Here is a 19,665-nt window from a genome sequence, read left to right as displayed (position 1 = left end):
AACAAGACAGGTTCATGAGCCGTCCTCCACGAATCAGATTACAATATCTGACTCCCGGAAGACATTTCATGAACCTGTCTTTCCATATATCACACCGTTTTTGCAGTCCTTACTTCTCCAGCAGTGCCTGATACACATCCCGCTTCGAAATTCCTCTGTCCAGCGCGACTTTTTTCATGGCTTCTTTGCGGTTGATCCCCTGTTTCTCATAGTGCTCCATGTGATCTTCCAGCGGCATCTCTTCCCACTTTGCCTGTTCCTCGCTCTCGATGTCCTGACGGCTTCTGCCCTCCAGCACCAGCACGCACTCCCCCTTCGGCGCATGCTCCTCATAGTAGGCATATGCCTCCTCCAGAGTCGTTGCAAATGCAGTCTCATGTTTTTTTGTCAGTTCCCGGCACACGGTCAGCCTCCTGTTCCCAAGCTGTGCAAGCAGTAAATTCAACGTCCGCACCAGTCTGTGCGGTGCCTCGTAGAGAATCGTGGTGCGGGTCTCATCCTTCAGTTCGTTCAGTACCTTCTGGCGCTCTTTTTTCTCCGTGGGGAGAAATGCCTCGAACGCGAACCGTCTGGTCGACAGACCGGACAGCGTCAGTGCCGTGACACAGGCGCATGCACCGGGAAGGGAGGTCACTTCGATTCCCGCCTCATAGCACATCCTCACAAGCTCCTCTCCCGGATCCGAGATCCCCGGCGTTCCGGCGTCGGTAATCAGTGCAATATTGGTTCCATCGCGCAGCTTTTCCACCAGCTTCTCGCCCTTCTCGAACTTATTGTACTCATGATAGCTGGTCATGGGAGTCTTAATCTCGAAATGATTCAGCAGCTTGATGCTGTTTCTGGTATCCTCCGCCGCAATCAGATCCACCTCCTGCAGCACACGCACCGCACGAAATGTCATATCCTCCAGATTGCCGATCGGTGTCGCACATAAATATAAGATTCCTGCCATGTTGATTCCCTCCCATTTTCCGCTTTCCGAAATTTCCGCACTTGTATTTTGCACTTACTTTTTTTGCTTGCTCTTTATGCTTGCTCTTTTCACTTACTTTTCCACTTTCTTTTTAAACTTGCTTTTCATACTTGCTTTTCATACTTGCTTTTTACACTAACATCTTCTGCCACTATTCGCCTATGCCCGCCGACCTGTCCCCATCATCAGAACAGACCTCCACATTCTGCCTCGTCTCCCCAGCTCAGCACCTCATGCCTGCTGCCTCGTCTCCCGGCTCTGCGCCTCATGCCTGCTGCCACGTCACCCAGCTCAGCACCTCATGCCTGCGGTCTCGTCACCCAGCTCTGCGTCTCATGAACGCTGATCCGGCTATTTCTCCGCATCCAGCCCGTACATTTCCCGCACCTCCCGCGTATAACTGCCGTCCTTCTCATACACGATCAGTGGCGCTTCCACGGTGATCCTCGGTTTCCCGCCGCGCATCCCCTCGAGCAGAACCATGTTCGGTTCCTTATCCACATAAGGATGCACCAGCCGCATCCGCTTCGGCTCAATACCATAGCTGCTCATCTTACTCATGATCTCCGCCAGACGAAACGGACGATGAACCATATAAAACCGCCCCTTACCAGGATGAAGCATGCGGGCGCTCTCCCGCAGCACATCATCCAGATCACACAGCACCTCATGGCGCGCGATCCGTTTGGCATCAGAACTGCTCACCAGCCCGTGCTGCCCAATCATGTAAGGTGGATTTGTCGTGATAACATCAAAAAAGGCAGGTTCAAAAATCCTCGCCGCCTCTCTGATATCACCTTCTACGATCTCTATCTTGTCCTGCAGATGGTTGTGTGCCACACTGCGTCGCGCCATATCCGCGCTCTCCGGCTGGATTTCCAGTCCTGTAAAATGCTCTCCCGGAGTTTTTGCCTCCAGAAGAATCGGTATAATTCCGGTTCCCGTTCCGAGATCCAGCACGCGCTCGCCCGCCTTTACCTTCGCAAAGGAGGACAGCAGCACCGCATCGATCCCGAAACAGAATCTCGCCGGATCCTGAATGATCCCGTATCCCCTGATCTGCAGATCATCCAGTCTCTCCCCCGGCCTCAGATTATTTGACATCATCGAGTTTCGATTCTCCTCCGTCTTTTTCAAGCTTCGCCAGCTTTTTCATCTCTTCCTTGGAAACCTTCGCCTTTTTACGTCTCGGCTTGAACTTCAACTCCTCCACCTGATAATCCCGCACTTCTTTTTCGTCATTCTCCAGCGTCACAATCACGCTGACCTGCTTGCGCAGAATACTCAGTGAGCGAACTGTTCCGCGAAGTCCGTCCGCGGTAGTCACCGAATCGCCGACCGCCGGCAGCTGACTGTTCAATTCCTCATACGTCTCTTCCTCGTTGGTCAGACAGCACATCAATCTTCCGCAGACTCCACTGATCTTCGTCGGATTCAGAGACAGATTCTGCTCCTTTGCCATCTTGATCGACACTGCTGCAAACTCCGAAAGATAAGTGTGACAGCAGAGCGGTCTTCCGCAGATTCCGATTCCGCCGCGGATCTTTGTCTCATCACGCACACCGATCTGACGCAGCTCGATTCTCGTTCTGAACACTGCTGCCAGATCCTTCACCAGTTCGCGGAAATCAATTCTTCCGTCTGCGGTAAAGTAAAACAGTACTTTGTTATTATCAAATGTATATTCCGCATCGATCAGCTTCATCTCAAGCCCATGCTTGCGAATCTTCTCCAGGCAGATTTTAAACGCTTCTTTCTCTTTTTCCCGGTTCTTTTCTTCGGTTCTCTTATCCTTCTCCGTAGCAATCCGGATCACGGACTTCAGCGGCTGGATGACCTCCTCATCCTTCACTTCCTTCGGTCCCATCACAACATTGCCGAACTCAATTCCGCGGGCAGTCTCCACGATGACATGATCACCGTGCTTAATATGAAGATTCCCCGGCGCAAAAAAATAAATTTTCCCCGCAGTCCGGAATCTCACCCCAATTACTTTTGTCATATGTCCTAGTTCTCCTTTATTGTCAATAACAGTAACTCCATCACCAGATCGAAGTTTACATTTGCCTTCAGGCGGGCCTTTGCCGTCTCCAGACTCTCAAGAATCAGCTCAATCCCCTCGTAGGAGCTCTTACGTGCCTGCTCTTTGATGAATTTCAACTGATCCGAGAACACGACCCGGTCCACATTCCTCGTCGCCTTATAAATCAGTACGTCCCTGTACCAGATTGCAATGATATCAAAATAATCGCTGACATCCAGCTTATATTCCTGGATTTTCTTGATCGCATTCACGATCTCCGTCAGCTCCATCTCATTGATATATTTGAGAAGCTGAATCGCCTCCTCCTTGATCTCGTTAAAATGATCAGAGGTCGCCAGCATGATCGCGCGCCCCATGTTCCCCTGGGCAAATGCGACGCAGATCTCCGCCTTGTAATCCGGGATCTCCATCTGCTCCATCAGGTACTTCTTCACAAGCGTATCCTTGATGTTGCGAAGCTTCAGCATAACACAGCGGGACGTGATGGTCGGAAGCAGAACCTCCGCGTTCTCAGTCAGAAGAAAAATCACCGCATATTCCGGCGGCTCCTCAATGGTCTTGAGCAGTGCATTCTGTGCCTGCACACTCATCATATCCGCCTGCGGAATAATATAGATCTTATAAGGACTGCTGTACGGCTTAATGTCCACATCATTGACGATCTGCTGCCGGATATCATCCACGCTGATCGTATTCGGTTTCTCGTGTGTGATCCGTATAATGTCAGGCTGATTGTCATTCACCGCCTGCTTGCAGGATTGACAACGTCCGCATGCATCCCCGTCCGTCTCGCGGTCGCTGCACTGCAGACTCATGGCAAATAATTTGGCCAGCAGCCTCTTACCGGAACCCTTCTCTCCATTTAAAATATATGCGTGCGACACTTTATCCTTTACCACCGCATTTTGAATATATTGAATTATATCATTATGTCCTACAACATCCTTAAATCCGCTCATAGCATCCACCCGTTACCCTTTTTAGTTTTGAGCCGCTGTCCAGAACCTGATGTACCGGACAGAGCTCCGGCAAAGCAGTACCCGAAAACTCCGAGCGTTCCGAACGCTCTTTCGACAGGCACTGTCTGATTCTGAACAGTTACAAATAATCTATCATAGTATATCACATTTTCCCGCGAAGATATACCTCAATCTCTGATAAACACTCGGAAATATCCACATTCTGAAATCTTTTTCCGATTCCCGCCGCAACGATATTCTCCTCCGAAAAATCTTCACAATCCGCCAGAAATCTTCGGCACATTTCCGCGTATTTGGGCTGTTCCTGCTGCCGTTCTCTCGCCAGTGCGCGCTCCAGACGAAGTCCGTCCTCCACCTCGATATACACTGGAACCAGCGCATCCACACCGTAGAACCGGCACATTTTCCGAAAAGATTCCAGCGTGCCGATTACCAGATAGTCCGCGCTCTGCAGATCGATCTGCCCGTCATCCGCTGTAAAGTATTTCCAGATTCCGTGCTTCGTGTTATATGCGCGCAGCTCGATTACCCTGCCGGCCTGCTCAAGCTTCTGCAGTGCCTCTTCTCCCACAAAATGATATTCTACACCCTCTGTCTCTCCCGCGCGAATCGGGCGCGTCGTGTAGAGCACGATTGTCCTGCACGCAGGAAACCGTTTGACCAGTTCCTTGAAAATCGTGTCCTTCCCGGAGGAACTTTTCCCCATAATATAGTAAATTTTACTCATTTATCCACACCTCGACGGAGTTTTCCGTCTCCAAGCCTTCTATTCGGAATTTTTGCTCCCTGTAGCATTCCAGCATGTCCACTACCTCCTGCGAAATGCGCTCGCCCGGCACCAATAGCGGCGATCCCGGCGGATACAGGTACGCGTACTCCGTGGAAATGTGTCCGACGCATTGGTTCCACGGAAACGTCTTTACATCCGTTCCCTTTCTTGCGTTCACTACAGCCTCGTTGACCATCTTGGCCATCACCGCACTGCTGTGTACCACCTCAGTCTTGGGGATGGCGTAATGTGACGGCTTTTCCGCCGCTCGGGGCTGTTCTGTGGTCTGCTGCGTTCCCACAGTGCTGCATTTTCCAGCCTGGTCATTTCCCAGCCTGTCATTATAGAGCGCCTTATCATTACGAAGTACCTCATCATTGTGAAGCACCTCATCATCATAAATCTTCTGGTCGATTTCTTTCAGCGCCGTGACAAAACGCCTCATACCGTCTTCCGTATCCCCGATGGTGGTGATTGCCAGAATATAGGATCCGGCCACCATCTCCATCTGCAGATGGTAGGTGTCGAGCAGCTCCCGGTACAGCCGACCGCTGGTATAGTCGGTGTCCTTGACTGAGATCACGATCTTGGATCGGTCGTAATGTGTTGTCTCCAGAAGCTTCAGACACTTCATCTGAGCCAGTTCCGCCCGCACTGCATCCAGCAGCTTCGTGTACTCGGCAAACACTTCATCCCCGCGCTTTTCCAGCAGCTCGATGCAGACGTCAATGCTGGACATCAGCACGTAGGATGGGCTGCTCGTCTGCAGCATATCCAGATAGCTGCGGATGCGCTTTTTGTCAATCCGGGAGCCGTTCATGTGGAGCAGTGCCGTCTGTGTCAGCGCCGGCAGCGTTTTATGCAGGCTGTGGATTACAAGATCTGCCCCCTTTGTGTTTGCATTGTCCGTGAAATACGGATGAAAGCCCAGATGCGCGCCATGCGCCTCGTCCACAATCAATGGAACTCCCGCCGCATGGGCCGCCGCTGCGATTCCTTCCACATCTGAGATCACGCCGTCATATGTCGGAGAAGTGATGACCACCGCCTTCACATCCGGGTATTGCGCCAGCATTTTCTCTACCTTTTCCACAGCAATTTCCCCGTTTAATTCCATCTCCGGATAGAACGTCGGATAGACGTAAACCGGGATCAGCTCATTCAGGAAAATGGCGTGGTATACAGACTTGTGGCAGTTTCTCGCAACCAGAATCCGATCTCCCTTTTTCGTGCACCCCAGAATCGCACTCAGGATTCCCCCTGTACTTCCATTTACCAGAAAACAGGTCTTCTCCGCTTTATAAAGCTTTGCCGCCCGGATCTGTGCCTGTTTCAAAATCCCCGTCGCATGATGGAGATCGTCGAACCCTTCGATTTCAGTGATATCAATATTATAAGGAAGATCCGCGTCCATCATTCTCATATTCCGCTTGTCCCCCGGCATATGAAAACCATAGTAGTCTGATTCACTGTATGAAACTAACTTATCATATAAAGATTTCATCCTGACTCCTTTCTCTGGCAGCATCTATTTATACCTATAATAATTCTACCTTTGATTATAGTTTTTGTCAATTTCACAAAACTATAAGAAATCAGCTATTCCAAATAGTCATATTATGAGTTATAATGTAAATTATTGAGATAAAAAATCGAAACAATCATTTAACATAAGCTTTTATCTACCAGTATTATAACTGAGGAGGAAAATATATGAATTGCCCAAGATGCGGACAAAAACTTAGAATCAGCAAAAAGGACCCAAGCTACGGCTTGTGTGATAACTGCCGAAAGCGTTTCAAGATCAAGCAGCAGGAAGGCTACTATACAGACGACATGTACGACAGCAGCACGGACAGCCACAAGAAAAAATATGCCAATCTTCCACCATCCAAGGTGCGCAGCTCCCGCGAAAAGGAGATGCGTCAGGGTTATGACGATCTTCTGGCCATCAAGAACGAGAAACAGGGGATCGGAAGTACCATCCTGAGCGCGGTCATCATCCTGCTGGCCGTTGCCATCGTCGGAGTCGGAGTCTACATTGTATACACCAAAGTGAGCAAGGACAACGAGACCAAGTCCAAATCGACGACCACCACCACGACCGATAAATCCCAAAAGACCGATACTACGGACACCACCAACGGCACTGATGATTCCGCTGCTCTGGTAACCAGGGATCTTGCGGAAGGCGACTACGCCGACACCGGCGAGGGATTCTTCTCTGTGTCCACGCCAAGCGGCTCCTCCGCAGATGGAAGTGTTCCGGTACTCTACGTCAGCGCGGCCGAGACATTATCTGAAATCAGCTATTCCGCATCCGGTATCAACGGCGGAAGTCTTTCCTATATTTATATTGACGGCTATCTGAACTCCAAGGCACAGTTAGCAGAATCTGAGGGAACACTGGATATCCAGTCTACCGCGATCAGCTCTGGAACGCACAAAGTGGAAGTCGTACAGTACGAGAATGACGATCCGGCCGCGGCCATGACAATGTACAAAACATGCAGTTACGAGATCAAAGAACAATAAAACAGCCTTCTCAGTGAAAGGGGACAGGTCAAAACAGCAATTGGGGACGTAGCAAAGTGATCACTTTGCTACGTCCCCAATTGCTGTTTTGACCTGTCCCCTTTCAGTTTTCCGCTGAATCTACCGCTTTGTCCAGCAGCCGGATGAGAGATTTTTCAAATCGCTCATCGTCCTCCTGGGTTCGCTTCGCAGGTCCCTTCGTATGCTTCTTTTTCCCGGATCTTCTTTCTTTTTTGGCTAGATGACGCTCCATCAGCATCTGATCGATGTTGTCATCCGTATACCACTTCCCGCTCTGGTGTATGCCATACGCTCTTTTTCCAAGAATCATCGCAGCCACACCGTAATCCTGCGTCACCACGATATCGCCCGCCTGACAGATTCCAAGCAGGGCGAAATCCACCGCGTCCGCTCCCGCGCCGATCACACGCACCTCACTGTAATCTGATTGAAGTACATGATTGGTATCGCACAGCAGCACGACCGGGATCTGGTATTGTGCCGCTGTCCGTTCCACGATCCGCGTGACAGGGCAGGCATCTGCATCCACTAATATTCTCATTCTGATTCCTTTTCTCCCGCAGCTTCTACTGCAGACTATCCACAATCTGCTTTGCAAATGCCTCCAGCTCATCCGCGCGCTCATCCTTCAGCGCAGACTTGATCGAAAGTGTCTGTTCCAGAACCGTCATCTCTTTCATTTCTTCCAGCTTCTTTATAATCTGTTTGCCAGCCGTCGGTGCCCAGGTTCCGTTGTCCATAACTGCAACCGTGCGCTTCTGCACTGACAGAGCCTTCATATCGCTCAGCAGATTCTCCATCGGCGGGTAAATACCTCCATTATAAGTGGAGCATGCCAGCACAATGTGGCTGCAGCGAAATGCCTCCGCAATCATATCCGACACATCCGTCGTTGACACATCATACACCGCAATCTTTTTCACGCCCTGCTCTGCAAGCTGCACCGCCAATGCATTGGCCGCCGCCTCCGTATGCCCGTAAATCGAACCGTAAAAGATAACGACCGCCTGATCCTCCGGCTCATATCTGCTCCATTTATCATATTTATCAATGAAGAAATCAAGATCACTTCTCCACACCGGACCATGAAGTGAGCAGATCATCTGAATATCCAACCCTGCCGCCTTCTTCAGCAACGCCTGCACCTGCACGCCGTACTTACCCACAATATTCGTGTAATACCTTCTCGCATCCGCAAGCCAGTCCCGCTCAAAATCAATCTCATCATTAAAAATGTTTCCATTCAGCGCGCCAAACGTGCCAAATGCATCCGCCGCAAACAACACTTTATCCTTCTCATCATAGCTCACCATGACCTCCGGCCAGTGCACCATCGGTGCCATCACGAAATGAAGTGTATGCGCTCCCGTCGACAGCGTATCGCCCTCCTTGACCGTCATCATCCGCTCCTGCGTCTCCACCTCAAAAAACTGGTGAATCATCTGCTCTGTCTTGGCATTTGCCACAATCTTCATCTCCGGAAACCTTCGCATCATCTCCAGTATGTTTGCGCAGTGGTCCGGCTCCATATGCTGCACCACCAGATAGTCAATCGCGCGGCCACCAAGTACGTAATCAATATTCTCAATAAACTGCTGTGTCGCCGAAGCGTCCACTGTATCCATCAGCGTCACCTTCTCATCCATAATCAGATAAGAATTATAAGACACCCCACGCGGAATCGGGAAAATATTCTCGAACATCGCCAGCCTTCTGTCATTGCATCCAACCCACGTGATATCTTCTGTTATTTTTCTTGTACACTGCATGTAATTCTCCTCCTGTAAATCCTATGTTGTCACCTGTCATCAATTGAAGATTTATGACCTGCACACTTTCTAAGTATAACACAATCTTCAAAAATGAAAATACAGTTCACAAAATTCTAATAGAAAAACCTGATAAATCACCCGAACCATATGGGAAATATGGTATACTGTACGCGACAGCAAAGAGCAGTGCCAGAAGGTGAAGGCAAGTGTTTACGTTGTGCTTGCACATAAGTAAACAGTTGTCGTCACCTTCTGATAGGGCGAATGTCCGCGAGTGAGATGAAGCAGCGCGGAATCGAACAGCACTGCGGATGACATAATACTACAAACGGCGAACGACACGCTGCAACATACAAAGCACCAAGCGCAATATTGATACCAAAAGAGGTGGCCCATGAAACCAAGCAGAAAAAAATCCGTGTTGCGGGTTCTGTTTTTCAGTCTGATGATTATCTTTCTTGCCCAGATCAACCTGAATCTGACTATCATCATCAGCAATTTTAAAATATCCATCGGAATCATCGCATTTTCGATGTTTCTGTTTCTCACGCCTGATTTTCCGATCATTCCGGTTACGCTTTGCTCTGCTGTGGGTGTATTCCTTTCCAGAGTCCTTTATGCCTGGTGTATCGACGGAGTACGGTTGTCCGAGATTCACAATTTTTACCCGGAATCCTTTTTCTATCTGACTTACGGAATCCTGTTCTTCTTTTTTGTTCGTCTCCTGCAGAAGACAAACCGGACCTTCCAGAAGAATACGGCATTTATTCCGCTGTTTCTGATGGATTACCTGTCCAATCTGGTAGAAGTGCTGTGCCGTGTGCAGACCGGAGCCTTCGGCACCGCTACCCAGCTGAGTATCCTGCTGGCCGCGGTTATCCGTACATTGTTTATCTGGCTGCTTTTGACCGGCCTTGATTCCTATGGATTTTTCTTGATGAATCAGGAACATGCCGAACGCTACAAAAAACTGCTGATGCTTATTGCAAAACTTCAGAGTGAAATTGTCTGGATGCAGAAAAACACGGATCTCGTGGAACACACCATGAGCCGCTGTTATACTCTGTACAACGAACTGAAGGAGGAATCTCCCGACAGTGCGTACACCCACTCGGCACTGGAAATTGCCAAGGATATCCATGAAATCAAAAAGGACTATGCGCTGATCATGCGTGGGATCTCCGAAGCCATGAGCGAGGACCTGAACGACGAAGGTATGTACGTCTCTGAGATGCTCGGTCTGCTCGCTGATATGCAGATTCGAAGTGCCCATGCACAGGGACATATACTCTCGCTCGATATCCAATGTGATAAATCGATTTATACCAATAAACAGTATTATCTGATTTCTGTATTTAATAACCTGATCACGAACGCCATGGAAGCTTCAAAAGAAAATCATACCGAGATGACGATTACCCAGTCAGAACAGAATGATACTCTTTTGTTTCAAATCACAGATCACGGTTCTGGTATCTCACCAGATAATATGGAAGAGATTTTCACTCCGGGCTTCTCGACCAAGATCAACTACGATACCGGGGAAGTCAACCGCGGACTCGGCCTCTGCCTGTTAAAGGATATCGTGGAGACCGCATTTGACGGCAGTGTACGGGTCGAATCTCGGCCCGGGAAGACAACCTTTTATATCCATTTGAATAAAAATCGACTGGAGGAACAAAAAGTATGAGAATTTTACTCATAGATGACGATAAAAGTATTTTGAATATTTTAAAATTAATTATCACGGATAAGGAGCTCGGTACAGTCTGCGGTGCTTACCAGAATGGAAACGATGCGTTTGAAGATCTGCCTGATCTTCGTCCCGACATCATCATGGTAGACCTCCTGATGCCAGAGATCGACGGCATCTCTCTGGTCAAGAAGATAAAGCCACTTTACCCGGACATCGCTTTCATCATGCTGTCCCAGGTCTCTTCAAAAGATATGATCGCCAAGGCCTACGAGTTCGGAATTGAATTTTACATTCAAAAGCCAATCAATGGAATCGAGGTTGTTTCGATACTCACCAAAGTAATCCAGAGCGTAACCATGAACCAGACCTTCCGCCAGCTCCAGTCTCTTATGACACCAGTTAGTGCACCTGCCGCCCCCGCCGCATCCCAGACAGAATCCGATGATCAGGGACACATCAAGAAGGTTCAGCAGATTCTGCAAAGGCTCGGTCTTCTCGGTGACAACGGCAGCAAGGACATTATTGCGCTGGTCGATTATCTGGTCGTAAACAGTGAGCACGTCGGCGACAGCACACTCCATGATCTGTGCAGCCACTTCAGCGATTCCCCCAAGTCCGTCGAGCAGCGAATACGCCGTGCAGCCAATGCCGGAATGGTCAATCTGGCTAACCTTGGAATCGAAGATTATTCGAACGATACCTTTATCGAATATGCAAGTTCTCTTTATAACTTTGAACAGGTAAAGAAAGAAATGGACTATATTCGTGGAAAAAGTGATCGTCACGGGAACGTAAAAGTTAAAAACTTCCTCAACTCACTAGTCGCTTTTAGTAAAAACTAACAAAAAAGCACCTCCCTAAGGGCGGTGCTTTTTTTGTTGAAATGTCACAAACTTAAAACCCAGTTTGAAACCTGATGTAATATTTTGAAACTTTGTATTTAATATAACATCATCTTAAATATGTCGATTCAAAACCCTTGTAAGTGAACGTGTCCCATTGATCGACGAAACTATGACAACCCAAAAAAACAAAAAGGTATGAGGTGGAAAAATGATAACAATTTTATCTGGAGTAGGCTTATTATTATTAACCCTTGCAGCATTCTCAATATTCAGTTTGAAGATGCCAAAAGGTCAGGATGCAATGTCAGGTATGGCAAATGCGGCAATCGCAACATTTCTTGTAGAAGCGATACACAGTTATATCACCGGTGATTTATTCGGTCTCGAATTTTTCAAAGAAGTTGGTGTTACATCCGGAAGCATGGGCGGTGTAGCCGCTGCAATCATGGTTCCTATCTGTATGGGTGCTAATCCGGTTCTCGCAGTCGTAGCAGGTGTTGCCTGTGGCGGATACGGAATACTTCCTGGTTTTATCGCAGGTTATCTTGTTGGTCTTATTGCTCCGATCATTGAGAAAAAACTTCCTAACGGAGTAAACATTATTGCAGGCGCGCTGATCATCGCTCCACTTGCAAGAGCAATCGTTATATTTGTAAATCCTGGAGTGAATGCAGTCCTGGCAACAATCGGCGGAACAATCTCCGCAGCTGCAGAACAGTCTCCACTTATCATGGGCTTCATCCTCGGTGGTATTATCAAGATGATTTGTACTTCACCGCTGAGTTCCATGGCACTGACCGCCATGCTTGGTCTTAACGGCCTGGCAATGGGTATCGCAGCAATTGCGTGTGTCGGCGGTTCCTTTACAAATGGTATAATCTTTAAACGGCTGAAATTAGGAGACAGCAGCAACGTAATTTCCGTTATGCTGGAGCCTTTAACGCAGGCAGATATTATTACTGCCAATCCGATACCGATCTATTGTTCCAACTTTTTCGGAGGTGGCTTCGCTGGTATAGCAGCGGCTGCATTCGGAATCATCAACAATGCACCAGGCACTGCTTCACCGATTCCTGGACTGCTCGCACCTTTTGCTTTCAACCCTCCACTGAAAGTAATCGGAGCACTCGTATTCGCAGTCATCGGCGGAACAGTTGCTGGTTTGGTCGGTAGTATCGTATTCAAGAACAAAGCAGTCAAGACATCTGCTCATCCTGATGTAGCACTTGTACCTGAAGCTGTTACTGAATAAGCTTTTGAAAACGCAGTTCACGAAGTAATCAAAGTTGCTGCGAAGTTAAAATAATCGTTTAATTATGGTTTTATGGTTAAATTCCTTTCTAAAGCCGGGCAGGTTAATCCTGCCTGGTTTTTGTTTGCGGTCAACGCGGATATGCAGAATCCACTCGACTACTCGCCCATCCCCCTATAGCCGCCATCGCTGCTTATCCCCCCCCTAAATACCTACCACATTAAGCCTGTCCATATTTCGATAGCACTAGACAAAGAGCCTCAGTGCAGCCCAATACGCATGCGTTTTTTGGCTGTCACTCTCGAAAATCTATCCTGTGCTTTCTGGGTAGTTATTTAGTTTACGATGTACTAGTGTAAACTCCTTATCCACAGCTTAGTGCTTAGCACTCTTTGTACCTGAAGCACGAGCCTTGCCTGATGATGTCAAGTTCTGTCAGCATGCAAAATAAACCGATACAGAGCTTTTTTCTGAGCCGCTGAACATTAATTCCAGTTTATGCAAGGAAATGTGTTCATTCCTTCTCAAGGTAGGAAACAAGGGCATAGAAGCGGAGGACTCACTATCCGCTTTACCACTTATCCATGGCATCCCGCAGCTTCGCAGCTTTCCGGGAAGTGATATGTTGCCCTTTCTGAGGCAATCCTCCTCTCCCTCAGACTGGACATTGAGACTGGAGCATTTCCCCCAATATACCGCTTCGAGGTGTGATAAGTTGTTAAGATGCATTGAGATGTGCTGAGATGCTTTAAAAGGCAATGTGATGTATCAAGGATGGATGGGGTGCAATGAGGCGCGATGGAGTGCAATGAAGTGCATCGAGATGCTTTGAAAAACAACGAGATATATTGAAGATGCGATGGGGATGCAGCGAGGCGCGATAAGACGCGATAAGACGCGATGGGGTGCAATGAGGTGTAATGGGGGCACACTTCCAGACAGCTTCGCTGGATGAAGCTTTCTGTTCTGAATAGTTTCATTCTCATCGGAATTTTCTATTCTGCACAGCGTTCATTTTTATAAAAGAAGTACCACACCCGAAACAGGTGCGGCACTTCTTTTTTCAAAGGTTTAAATCATGTAACTACTTCGTATTAAAGATACTTACAGTATTCATCACGAATAGATTTCATTTCGTCAACGATATCGTCAACGTCTAATACCATTTCCATCATGCTGATCTGCTCTTCATATACTGCCTCGTCAAATTCAGCTTTCATCTCTGGTTCACATACGTGATAAGTCGTGAGTCCCAACTGGACCCCTGTTAATGGACCTGCAAAAGTCGGGTCGCCGGCTGTAACTGTCTCAGCCGCAAGACCTGATGCTTCACCTTCAGCTGCTCCAAGAAGAACTACAATGTTCTCTGGACCATACTGGTCAGCAAATTCTTTTACTCTCTTTTGATTTTCAAGATCCATCGCCCCAGCGCTCGTTCAGACGAAGCACTCTGTGGACGAAAAAATCACTTCGGCACCTGCGGTCTTAGCACATTCTTCAATAGCTGGACCCGGGATACCATCACGGTCACCAATAATGATTACTTTTTTACCTTCTAACATTCCCATTATCGATATACCTCCTTTCGCCTATTTTATTTTTGTTTTATATAGTAAATTGATATGAAATATCAAAATTACTCAAAGATTGTCTGTCCGTCAACTTCAGTTGTAAGAGCAACAAGTGCTTTCTCAACTAATTTACGACGAAGTTTCTTCTCATCTTCTGGCTCCAATGCTGGATCTCCTAATGGATGAGGAATAGCAATTGTAGGAACAATTCTGTTAGCTCCAACTGTCATAGAAATAGGTGTTACTGTACACATATGAACTACAGGAATACCAGCTCTCTCTATTTCTTTTACCATCGTTGCACCGCAACGTGTACAGGTACCTCAAGTGGAGGTTAAGATAACAGCGTCTACGCCGTCAGCGAGCAGCTTCTGGCTGTATTCAGCAGCAAATGCTTTTGCAGATGCAACTGCAGTACCGTTACCTACTGTTGTGTAGAATAAGTGATGAAGTTCTCCGATTTCTCCCTCTTTCTCCATATCTCTCAATACGTCAACTGGAAGTACACGGTCGGAATCTTCATTAGCGTATACTGGATCGTATCCACCATGAGCTGTCTCATATGTTGCTTCTGTTAAGTCCATAACGCCTGCGATATCATACTCACCGTAGTGTGTAGCATTTGAAGACTCGATGTGATCTGGGTTTCCTTTTGGAACGATACCACCAGATGTTACAAGAGCGATCTTTGCATGTTTGATATCTTTTACAGCCGGGTTAGGATCAACTCTGTCAAATGAAGGCATTGGATACTCTGTTGTATAAGGTTTGCCATTTAATTTAGCTAACAGCATCTTAACAGCACGTTTAGATCCACGCTCTTCTTCGAATAAGTTAACACGGATTCCGTTAGGCATATAACCTTCCTGGCTGGAAGCTCCGATTGGTTCTTTCTTAGCAAGCTTTAATGCAAGAGGAGCCATAACTTTCACTGCGCCTCTCATACCTGCAGCACTGTTCTTTGTAGGAACGATATATACTTTTGTCTTGAACATGTCTGCACCAGGGTTCTCCTCGTACATACCTGTCAATACCGGGATTCCTAATTCTTCCTGAACCGCGTCACAGATCGTACCACAAGCAACACCATAACGTCCTGCGTTAAATGCTGGGCCTGCAAGGAAAAGATCTGCATTCTGCTCTTTTACCCATCCAAGGATAGTAGCTTTTGCTGAATCTAAGTTTTCATTGAAATAAGAGTCACCACAGATAACTGTTGCTACGATCTCTGCTTCATCTCCAAATGCTGCTGCGAAAGCCTGTCCTGGTCCGATAATCTCACCAACTCTGATCTCTGGTGCGATATCAGCTTTTTCCTCTCCACCGATATTAGCGAAGAACTGATTGATATACTGAACTACTCTTAATTTACTCATTCGTTTGTTTTCCTCCTTCACTATCTAGCACTTAAGTTATTGAATCCTGTTTCGTTAGTAGCGCCTGTGATAGCCTGAATCTCGATTTCAATGCTTCCATCTGCATGCAGACTGTGCTCATTACCGCCAGCGATTGTGTTAACATAATCAGTTGTTCCGATTACCTTGTCCATTGCAGGAAGAGTAATGTACTCGTTTGCATTTCCGCCTGTTACACAAGCGTCTGCAGCTACATCAGCATCAGCAAGTGACTGAGATTTTCCGTCACGTCCAGCATATTCATCTGTGATAATTACTGTCTTAACACCCTCAGCTTCAATCTTCTTACAGTTCATGATAAGGTCTGTATCCGGATTACCGAATCCTTCCTGAGAAATCAGAACTCCATCCAGGTCTAACAGCTTACAAAGCTTAGCTGACCAGTCAGAAGAACGCTGTTTGTCTGCAAGGTATACGTTCTCATTTGTAAGGATGTGGCATACAAAGTTGATTGTTTTTCCATGCTCTTCAAATAAGTCATGTACAACCGGGTTGTTCATGTGAACATAAGTTGGGTTCTTATCACAAGCAGATACACAGTTACCGGAAACAATAGCTCCGTCCATGATCTCTGTTGGGTTCATAATAGTAGAAAGAGTCTTCTTAGCATCTACGCCATATACATATGTGTCATGCAGAAGTCCCTGGCTCTGAAGCATCTGAACGTATGCAATTCTCGGAAGATCTGGGTATTTCTCAAGTCCTTCTTTGATTGTGCATGTCTCATATACTTTTGTCTCGTCAGGAGTAAGTTCTCTTGCAAGTTCTCCGAGATAGCAAGCTACTCTGAAACCTGAGAAACGAACTGCTTCTTCATATTCATGCTGTTTCAGTCCGTCAACCGGCTCACATACAACAACAAGGTTGTTCAATTTTGAGAATGGAGTATACTGCGCTCCAATACCTGACATGTCGATGATACCTTCCTGGAATCCTACGATTTTACCAGCTGTAACAACTGCTGATCCACGAAGAGCATATGTCTTACCAGATCCAACTGTGTCAACACCGCTGATAACGCCCGGGAAAATTCCTCCGCGTCCTTCAACCTTTACACGTGGCTCAATGACATCTTTTACTGGAGTGATACGAACGCTCTCACCTGGTTTAGCGATATCAAGTGTTACGTTTTTAATTTTTTCTTCATTGTCTAAAACTAATTTTTTTACTTCATCTGCATTTACATATAAAACACCATTTTCTACTTTGGACTCTGCGCCAAACTGGATGTCTTTAATGTCAATGTATCCCATCTCAAGTTTCAAAATATAATTCCTCCTTTTTGTGTGTAATGTAGCTCACGCCACATTGTTGTTAAATAGCTGAACCAACTGCGCCGCTGATCAGATAAAAATCGATCACCTGGAAATCATCCAAAACGCTGGGGGTCCACTTATTGCCTAAATCGGGAAACTTGTCAAAAGCAATCATGCAGTTCTCAATAATATGAATTGATTCTGAGTCTGCATTGCCCTTTCGAGCAGATACCATTACTGACTTGTATGGAGTCTCATTTGGTTTTACACTGCCTGACAACGGATGCGATAATAACTTATAACCACCGTGGCACATGTCTCTCACCTTTTCCAAAATCTCGCGATAAGAAATCTCGAAATAATTGACATTGCAAGTCTCTTCTAATTCAGTTTTTACCTTAGGGTTGTTCGTTATAATCTGAAAATCCATCCTTTTGCTCCTTTTTTTCGGAAATCCTGTTTCGTACCCAAATATACTCTAGGTTTTCCTAATATACACACAGATATTAACTATCTGTTATGCTCGTTTCTGAACCGGGCCATCTAAGATTAAAAAAGCGACTAATTTAGAACATAGTGGTGCTCTAATTTAGTCGCTCTCTGTCGGGTAGACTGCTCCGTCCCTTCAAAGTGTAGTCCTCTTTGTAGTCCTTTTACCTGAAAGTTTCGACTGAATGGCGACCAGGCCCTTCAATGTTTCCTCTTCGGTGGTCTTACGACTCTCTCTTACAAAGTATCAACCTACCTTTTTTAGTTTTTCTTTCTCTTTGGAATTGTAAATTCACTATTAACCTGTTTAACAACTTTTGTCAATGCAAGTAATGCAATTAAGTTCGGGATTACCATCAATCCGTTAAACATATCAGCTGCGCTCCAGACGATTTCAACTTCGCCCAATGTACCGAGAAGTACACATACACAAACTAATACTGCATAAATCTTAACTGCTTTTGTTCCGAATAAATACTTCACATTTGCTTCACCAAAGAAGTACCAGCCGATAACGGTTGAGAATGCGAAGAAGAACATACATATTGCGATAAAGATCGGTCCAAATTTTCCGAATACGGACTGGAATGCAGCCTGTGTAAGAGCTGTACCAGTTATTGAACCATCTGGTGTTAATGAACGGGTTGTCAAAATAACGAGTGCTGTAAGATTCAGGATAACGAATGTATCAATAAATACACCCATCATAGCAACGAATCCCTGCTCTGCAGGATGGTTTACCTTTGCCACTGCATGTGCATGTGGTGTAGAACCCATACCAGCTTCGTTAGAGAACAAACCTCTTGCAACACCCTTGCTCATAGCTTTCTGGATCGTAGCACCTACAACACCACCGGCGATAGCCTGAGGAGCGAAAGCACCAACGAAGATTTCTTCGAAAGCGAGTGGGATGTTTTTAAAGTTAGCGAAGATAACGACCAATGCTCCAATAATGTAGAAAAGAGCCATAACCGGTACAACTGTCTCTGTAACTTTTGCAATTCTTTTAATACCACCAGAGAATACCGCAAATGCCATTACTGCAAGAATAATACCCATGACAATCGGTGGAATATGGAAGGCTGTATCAAATGCGGACGCAATTGAATTGGACTGTACTGCATTACCCATAAATCCAAGCGCGAAAATGATGAATACTGCGAATACGCCAGCTAATACCTTTCCAAAAGTTCCCTTAAAAGCACCTTTTATGTAGTAAACCGGTCCACCGGTAACTGCACCAGAGTCATCGACCTGTTTGTACTTTTGTGCCATGGTTGCCTCGGCGTAAATCGTTGCCATTCCGAAGAACGCGCTGATCCACATCCAGAAGATTGCGCCAGGTCCGCCGACTGCGATTGCAGTAGCTGCACCGGCAAGGTTACCAGTACCAACCTGCGCTGCGATTGCAGTTGCAAGTGCCTGGAACTGAGACATTCCATCTTTTCCGGCATCTCCGCCTTTTTTGAAGATACCTCCGAAAGTTCGTCTCCAGCCCTCTCCAAAGCCTCTAACCTGGATAAATTTCAGTTGGAAGGTGTACCAAATTCCCGTTCCAACCAGTAAGACTAGCAGAATGTTCTTATCCCATAAGATGCCATTGACTGCTGTAACAATGTTGTTTAATACTTCCATGATCAGTATTGCCCCCTTTATTCAGTTTTCCTATAAGTATATTTGGTATGTTTATACTATAACGAACTCGGGTGGTAAAGTCAATAGTTTTAGTGACAGCGTTGAGGAATAAATTTAATTGTGTCTATCCCTCATCTACTGTGTATGTTTTTTAGCACTTTATCCACATTTTCCTTGTTAACGCCTTTTGTTATGCACTTCGTATAGGTCCACGAAGCCAATCCTAAAAAAATGTGGATTATTCAGTTATTTCGTCTTTCATTTAACCACCACCTGTGCTAAAATAACCTTGTTATTCCAAGTACATTGTTGTGTACTTAAAAATGTAGGATACATCTTCATTCGTTACTGTCAGTCCGCGAAAACTTTCCAGTAGCCCTGAAGATGTATTTTTTATTGTCTGCTTAAGTTC

Annotated in this window: 17 protein-coding genes and 1 riboswitch; of the genes, 4 read left to right on the top strand and 13 right to left on the bottom strand. The window is 46.4% G+C overall.

The features are described from left to right. Positions 1-109: 109 nt before the first annotated feature. The 6 genes from rsmI to BUB85_RS02995 all read right to left on the bottom strand — a co-directional run bounded on the left by rsmI (position 110) and on the right by BUB85_RS02995 (position 6,270). Positions 110-952, bottom strand: a complete 843-nt coding sequence (gene rsmI, locus BUB85_RS03020) for a 16S rRNA (cytidine(1402)-2'-O)-methyltransferase (RefSeq protein ID WP_073104839.1) — start codon at positions 950-952, stop codon at positions 110-112. A 372-nt stretch (positions 953-1,324) separates the two neighbouring features. Further along, a complete protein-coding gene (locus tag BUB85_RS03015; RefSeq protein WP_073105159.1) occupies positions 1,325-2,077 on the bottom strand; it encodes a tRNA1(Val) (adenine(37)-N6)-methyltransferase in 753 nt (250 codons plus the stop codon). Then, entirely contained in the window at positions 2,067-2,975 is a 909-nt protein-coding gene (locus tag BUB85_RS03010; RefSeq protein WP_073104836.1) for a PSP1 domain-containing protein, read from the bottom strand. The genes BUB85_RS03015 and BUB85_RS03010 overlap by 11 nt, the downstream gene beginning before the upstream one ends. Before the next feature lie 5 nt (positions 2,976-2,980). Beyond that, entirely contained in the window at positions 2,981-3,976 is a 996-nt protein-coding gene (locus BUB85_RS03005; RefSeq protein ID WP_073104833.1) for a DNA polymerase III subunit, read from the bottom strand. 163 nt (positions 3,977-4,139) lie between these two features. Then, positions 4,140-4,724 (bottom strand): nucleoside/nucleotide kinase family protein, encoded by a 585-nt coding sequence (locus BUB85_RS03000; RefSeq protein WP_073104830.1) that lies wholly within the window; start codon positions 4,722-4,724, stop codon positions 4,140-4,142. After that, a complete protein-coding gene (locus BUB85_RS02995; RefSeq protein ID WP_073104827.1) occupies positions 4,717-6,270 on the bottom strand; it encodes an aminotransferase class I/II-fold pyridoxal phosphate-dependent enzyme in 1,554 nt (517 codons plus the stop codon). Before BUB85_RS02995 ends, BUB85_RS03000 begins: the two co-directional genes overlap by 8 nt. Before the next feature lie 209 nt (positions 6,271-6,479). Here BUB85_RS02995 and BUB85_RS02990 point away from each other — a divergent pair, with 209 nt between their 5' ends. Then, positions 6,480-7,301, top strand: coding sequence for a hypothetical protein (locus BUB85_RS02990; RefSeq protein WP_073104824.1), 822 nt, complete (start codon positions 6,480-6,482; stop codon positions 7,299-7,301). Positions 7,302-7,404: 103 nt separating this feature from the next. Here BUB85_RS02990 and BUB85_RS02985 read toward each other — a convergent pair whose 3' ends face one another. Then, positions 7,405-7,863: a YaiI/YqxD family protein gene (locus BUB85_RS02985; RefSeq protein ID WP_073104821.1), complete on the bottom strand. Its 459-nt coding sequence runs from the start codon at positions 7,861-7,863 to the stop codon at positions 7,405-7,407. Between the two features lie 25 nt (positions 7,864-7,888). Continuing rightward, positions 7,889-9,091, bottom strand: a complete 1,203-nt coding sequence (locus BUB85_RS02980; protein WP_073104818.1) for an FprA family A-type flavoprotein — start codon at positions 9,089-9,091, stop codon at positions 7,889-7,891. A 397-nt stretch (positions 9,092-9,488) separates the two neighbouring features. On the opposite strand from BUB85_RS02980, the gene BUB85_RS02975 reads away from it, so the two are divergent. The 3 genes from BUB85_RS02975 to BUB85_RS02965 all read left to right on the top strand — a co-directional run bounded on the left by BUB85_RS02975 (position 9,489) and on the right by BUB85_RS02965 (position 12,887). Next, a complete protein-coding gene (locus tag BUB85_RS02975; RefSeq protein WP_073104815.1) occupies positions 9,489-10,784 on the top strand; it encodes a sensor histidine kinase in 1,296 nt (431 codons plus the stop codon). Then, on the top strand, positions 10,781-11,632 hold the full coding sequence (locus BUB85_RS02970) for a response regulator (RefSeq protein ID WP_073104812.1): 852 nt from the start codon (positions 10,781-10,783) through the stop codon (positions 11,630-11,632). Before BUB85_RS02975 ends, BUB85_RS02970 begins: the two co-directional genes overlap by 4 nt. 211 nt (positions 11,633-11,843) lie before the next feature. Continuing rightward, complete coding sequence (locus tag BUB85_RS02965; protein WP_073104808.1) at positions 11,844-12,887, top strand: PTS sugar transporter subunit IIC; 1,044 nt, start codon at positions 11,844-11,846, stop codon at positions 12,885-12,887. Between the two features lie 1,094 nt (positions 12,888-13,981). Here the strand turns inward: BUB85_RS02965 and grdA are convergent. From grdA to BUB85_RS02930, 5 genes are all read right to left on the bottom strand, one after another. Further along, positions 13,982-14,455, bottom strand: a complete 474-nt coding sequence (gene grdA, locus BUB85_RS02960; protein WP_084533892.1) for a glycine/sarcosine/betaine reductase complex selenoprotein A — start codon at positions 14,453-14,455, stop codon at positions 13,982-13,984. 68 nt (positions 14,456-14,523) lie between these two features. After that, complete coding sequence (gene grdB, locus BUB85_RS02945; protein WP_084533891.1) at positions 14,524-15,834, bottom strand: glycine reductase complex selenoprotein B; 1,311 nt, start codon at positions 15,832-15,834, stop codon at positions 14,524-14,526. A 20-nt stretch (positions 15,835-15,854) separates the two neighbouring features. Continuing rightward, positions 15,855-17,138 (bottom strand): glycine/sarcosine/betaine reductase component B subunit, encoded by a 1,284-nt coding sequence (locus BUB85_RS02940; protein ID WP_200803536.1) that lies wholly within the window; start codon positions 17,136-17,138, stop codon positions 15,855-15,857. Positions 17,139-17,187: 49 nt separating this feature from the next. After that, positions 17,188-17,559 carry a GrdX family protein gene (locus tag BUB85_RS02935; protein WP_073104790.1) on the bottom strand — a complete coding sequence of 124 codons (372 nt, stop codon included), beginning with the start codon at positions 17,557-17,559 and terminating at the stop codon, positions 17,188-17,190. 205 nt (positions 17,560-17,764) lie between these two features. Beyond that, a riboswitch (glycine riboswitch) is annotated at positions 17,765-17,868 on the bottom strand. Between the two features lie 11 nt (positions 17,869-17,879). Beyond that, positions 17,880-19,253, bottom strand: coding sequence for an alanine/glycine:cation symporter family protein (locus BUB85_RS02930; RefSeq protein ID WP_073104786.1), 1,374 nt, complete (start codon positions 19,251-19,253; stop codon positions 17,880-17,882). Between the last annotated feature and the right edge of the window lie 412 nt (positions 19,254-19,665).

The sequence above is a fragment of the Hespellia stercorisuis DSM 15480 genome (assembly GCF_900142165.1).
GTDB lineage: Bacteria > Bacillota > Clostridia > Lachnospirales > Lachnospiraceae > Hespellia > Hespellia stercorisuis.
The sequence above is the reverse complement of the archived record's forward strand: the minus strand, read 5'-3'. Positions and strand labels throughout refer to the sequence as shown.

Excerpts from the sequence above, each read along its gene's own strand:
- BUB85_RS02985 (WP_073104821.1), bottom strand. The coding sequence starts at position 7,863 with ATGAGAATATTAGTGGATGCAGATGCCTGCCCTGTCACGCGGATCGTG.
- BUB85_RS02995 (WP_073104827.1), bottom strand. The coding sequence starts at position 6,270 with ATGAAATCTTTATATGATAAGTTAGTTTCATACAGTGAATCAGACTAC.
- BUB85_RS02970 (WP_073104812.1), top strand. The coding sequence starts at position 10,781 with ATGAGAATTTTACTCATAGATGACGATAAAAGTATTTTGAATATTTTA.
- BUB85_RS02990 (WP_073104824.1), top strand. The coding sequence starts at position 6,480 with ATGAATTGCCCAAGATGCGGACAAAAACTTAGAATCAGCAAAAAGGAC.
- BUB85_RS02935 (WP_073104790.1), bottom strand. The coding sequence starts at position 17,559 with ATGGATTTTCAGATTATAACGAACAACCCTAAGGTAAAAACTGAATTA.
- BUB85_RS03015 (WP_073105159.1), bottom strand. The coding sequence starts at position 2,077 with ATGTCAAATAATCTGAGGCCGGGGGAGAGACTGGATGATCTGCAGATC.
- BUB85_RS03010 (WP_073104836.1), bottom strand. The coding sequence starts at position 2,975 with ATGACAAAAGTAATTGGGGTGAGATTCCGGACTGCGGGGAAAATTTAT.
- BUB85_RS03005 (WP_073104833.1), bottom strand. The coding sequence starts at position 3,976 with ATGAGCGGATTTAAGGATGTTGTAGGACATAATGATATAATTCAATAT.
- BUB85_RS02975 (WP_073104815.1), top strand. The coding sequence starts at position 9,489 with ATGAAACCAAGCAGAAAAAAATCCGTGTTGCGGGTTCTGTTTTTCAGT.
- BUB85_RS02980 (WP_073104818.1), bottom strand. The coding sequence starts at position 9,091 with ATGCAGTGTACAAGAAAAATAACAGAAGATATCACGTGGGTTGGATGC.
- BUB85_RS03000 (WP_073104830.1), bottom strand. The coding sequence starts at position 4,724 with ATGAGTAAAATTTACTATATTATGGGGAAAAGTTCCTCCGGGAAGGAC.
- BUB85_RS02930 (WP_073104786.1), bottom strand. The coding sequence starts at position 19,253 with ATGGAAGTATTAAACAACATTGTTACAGCAGTCAATGGCATCTTATGG.
- rsmI (WP_073104839.1), bottom strand. The coding sequence starts at position 952 with ATGGCAGGAATCTTATATTTATGTGCGACACCGATCGGCAATCTGGAG.
- BUB85_RS02965 (WP_073104808.1), top strand. The coding sequence starts at position 11,844 with ATGATAACAATTTTATCTGGAGTAGGCTTATTATTATTAACCCTTGCA.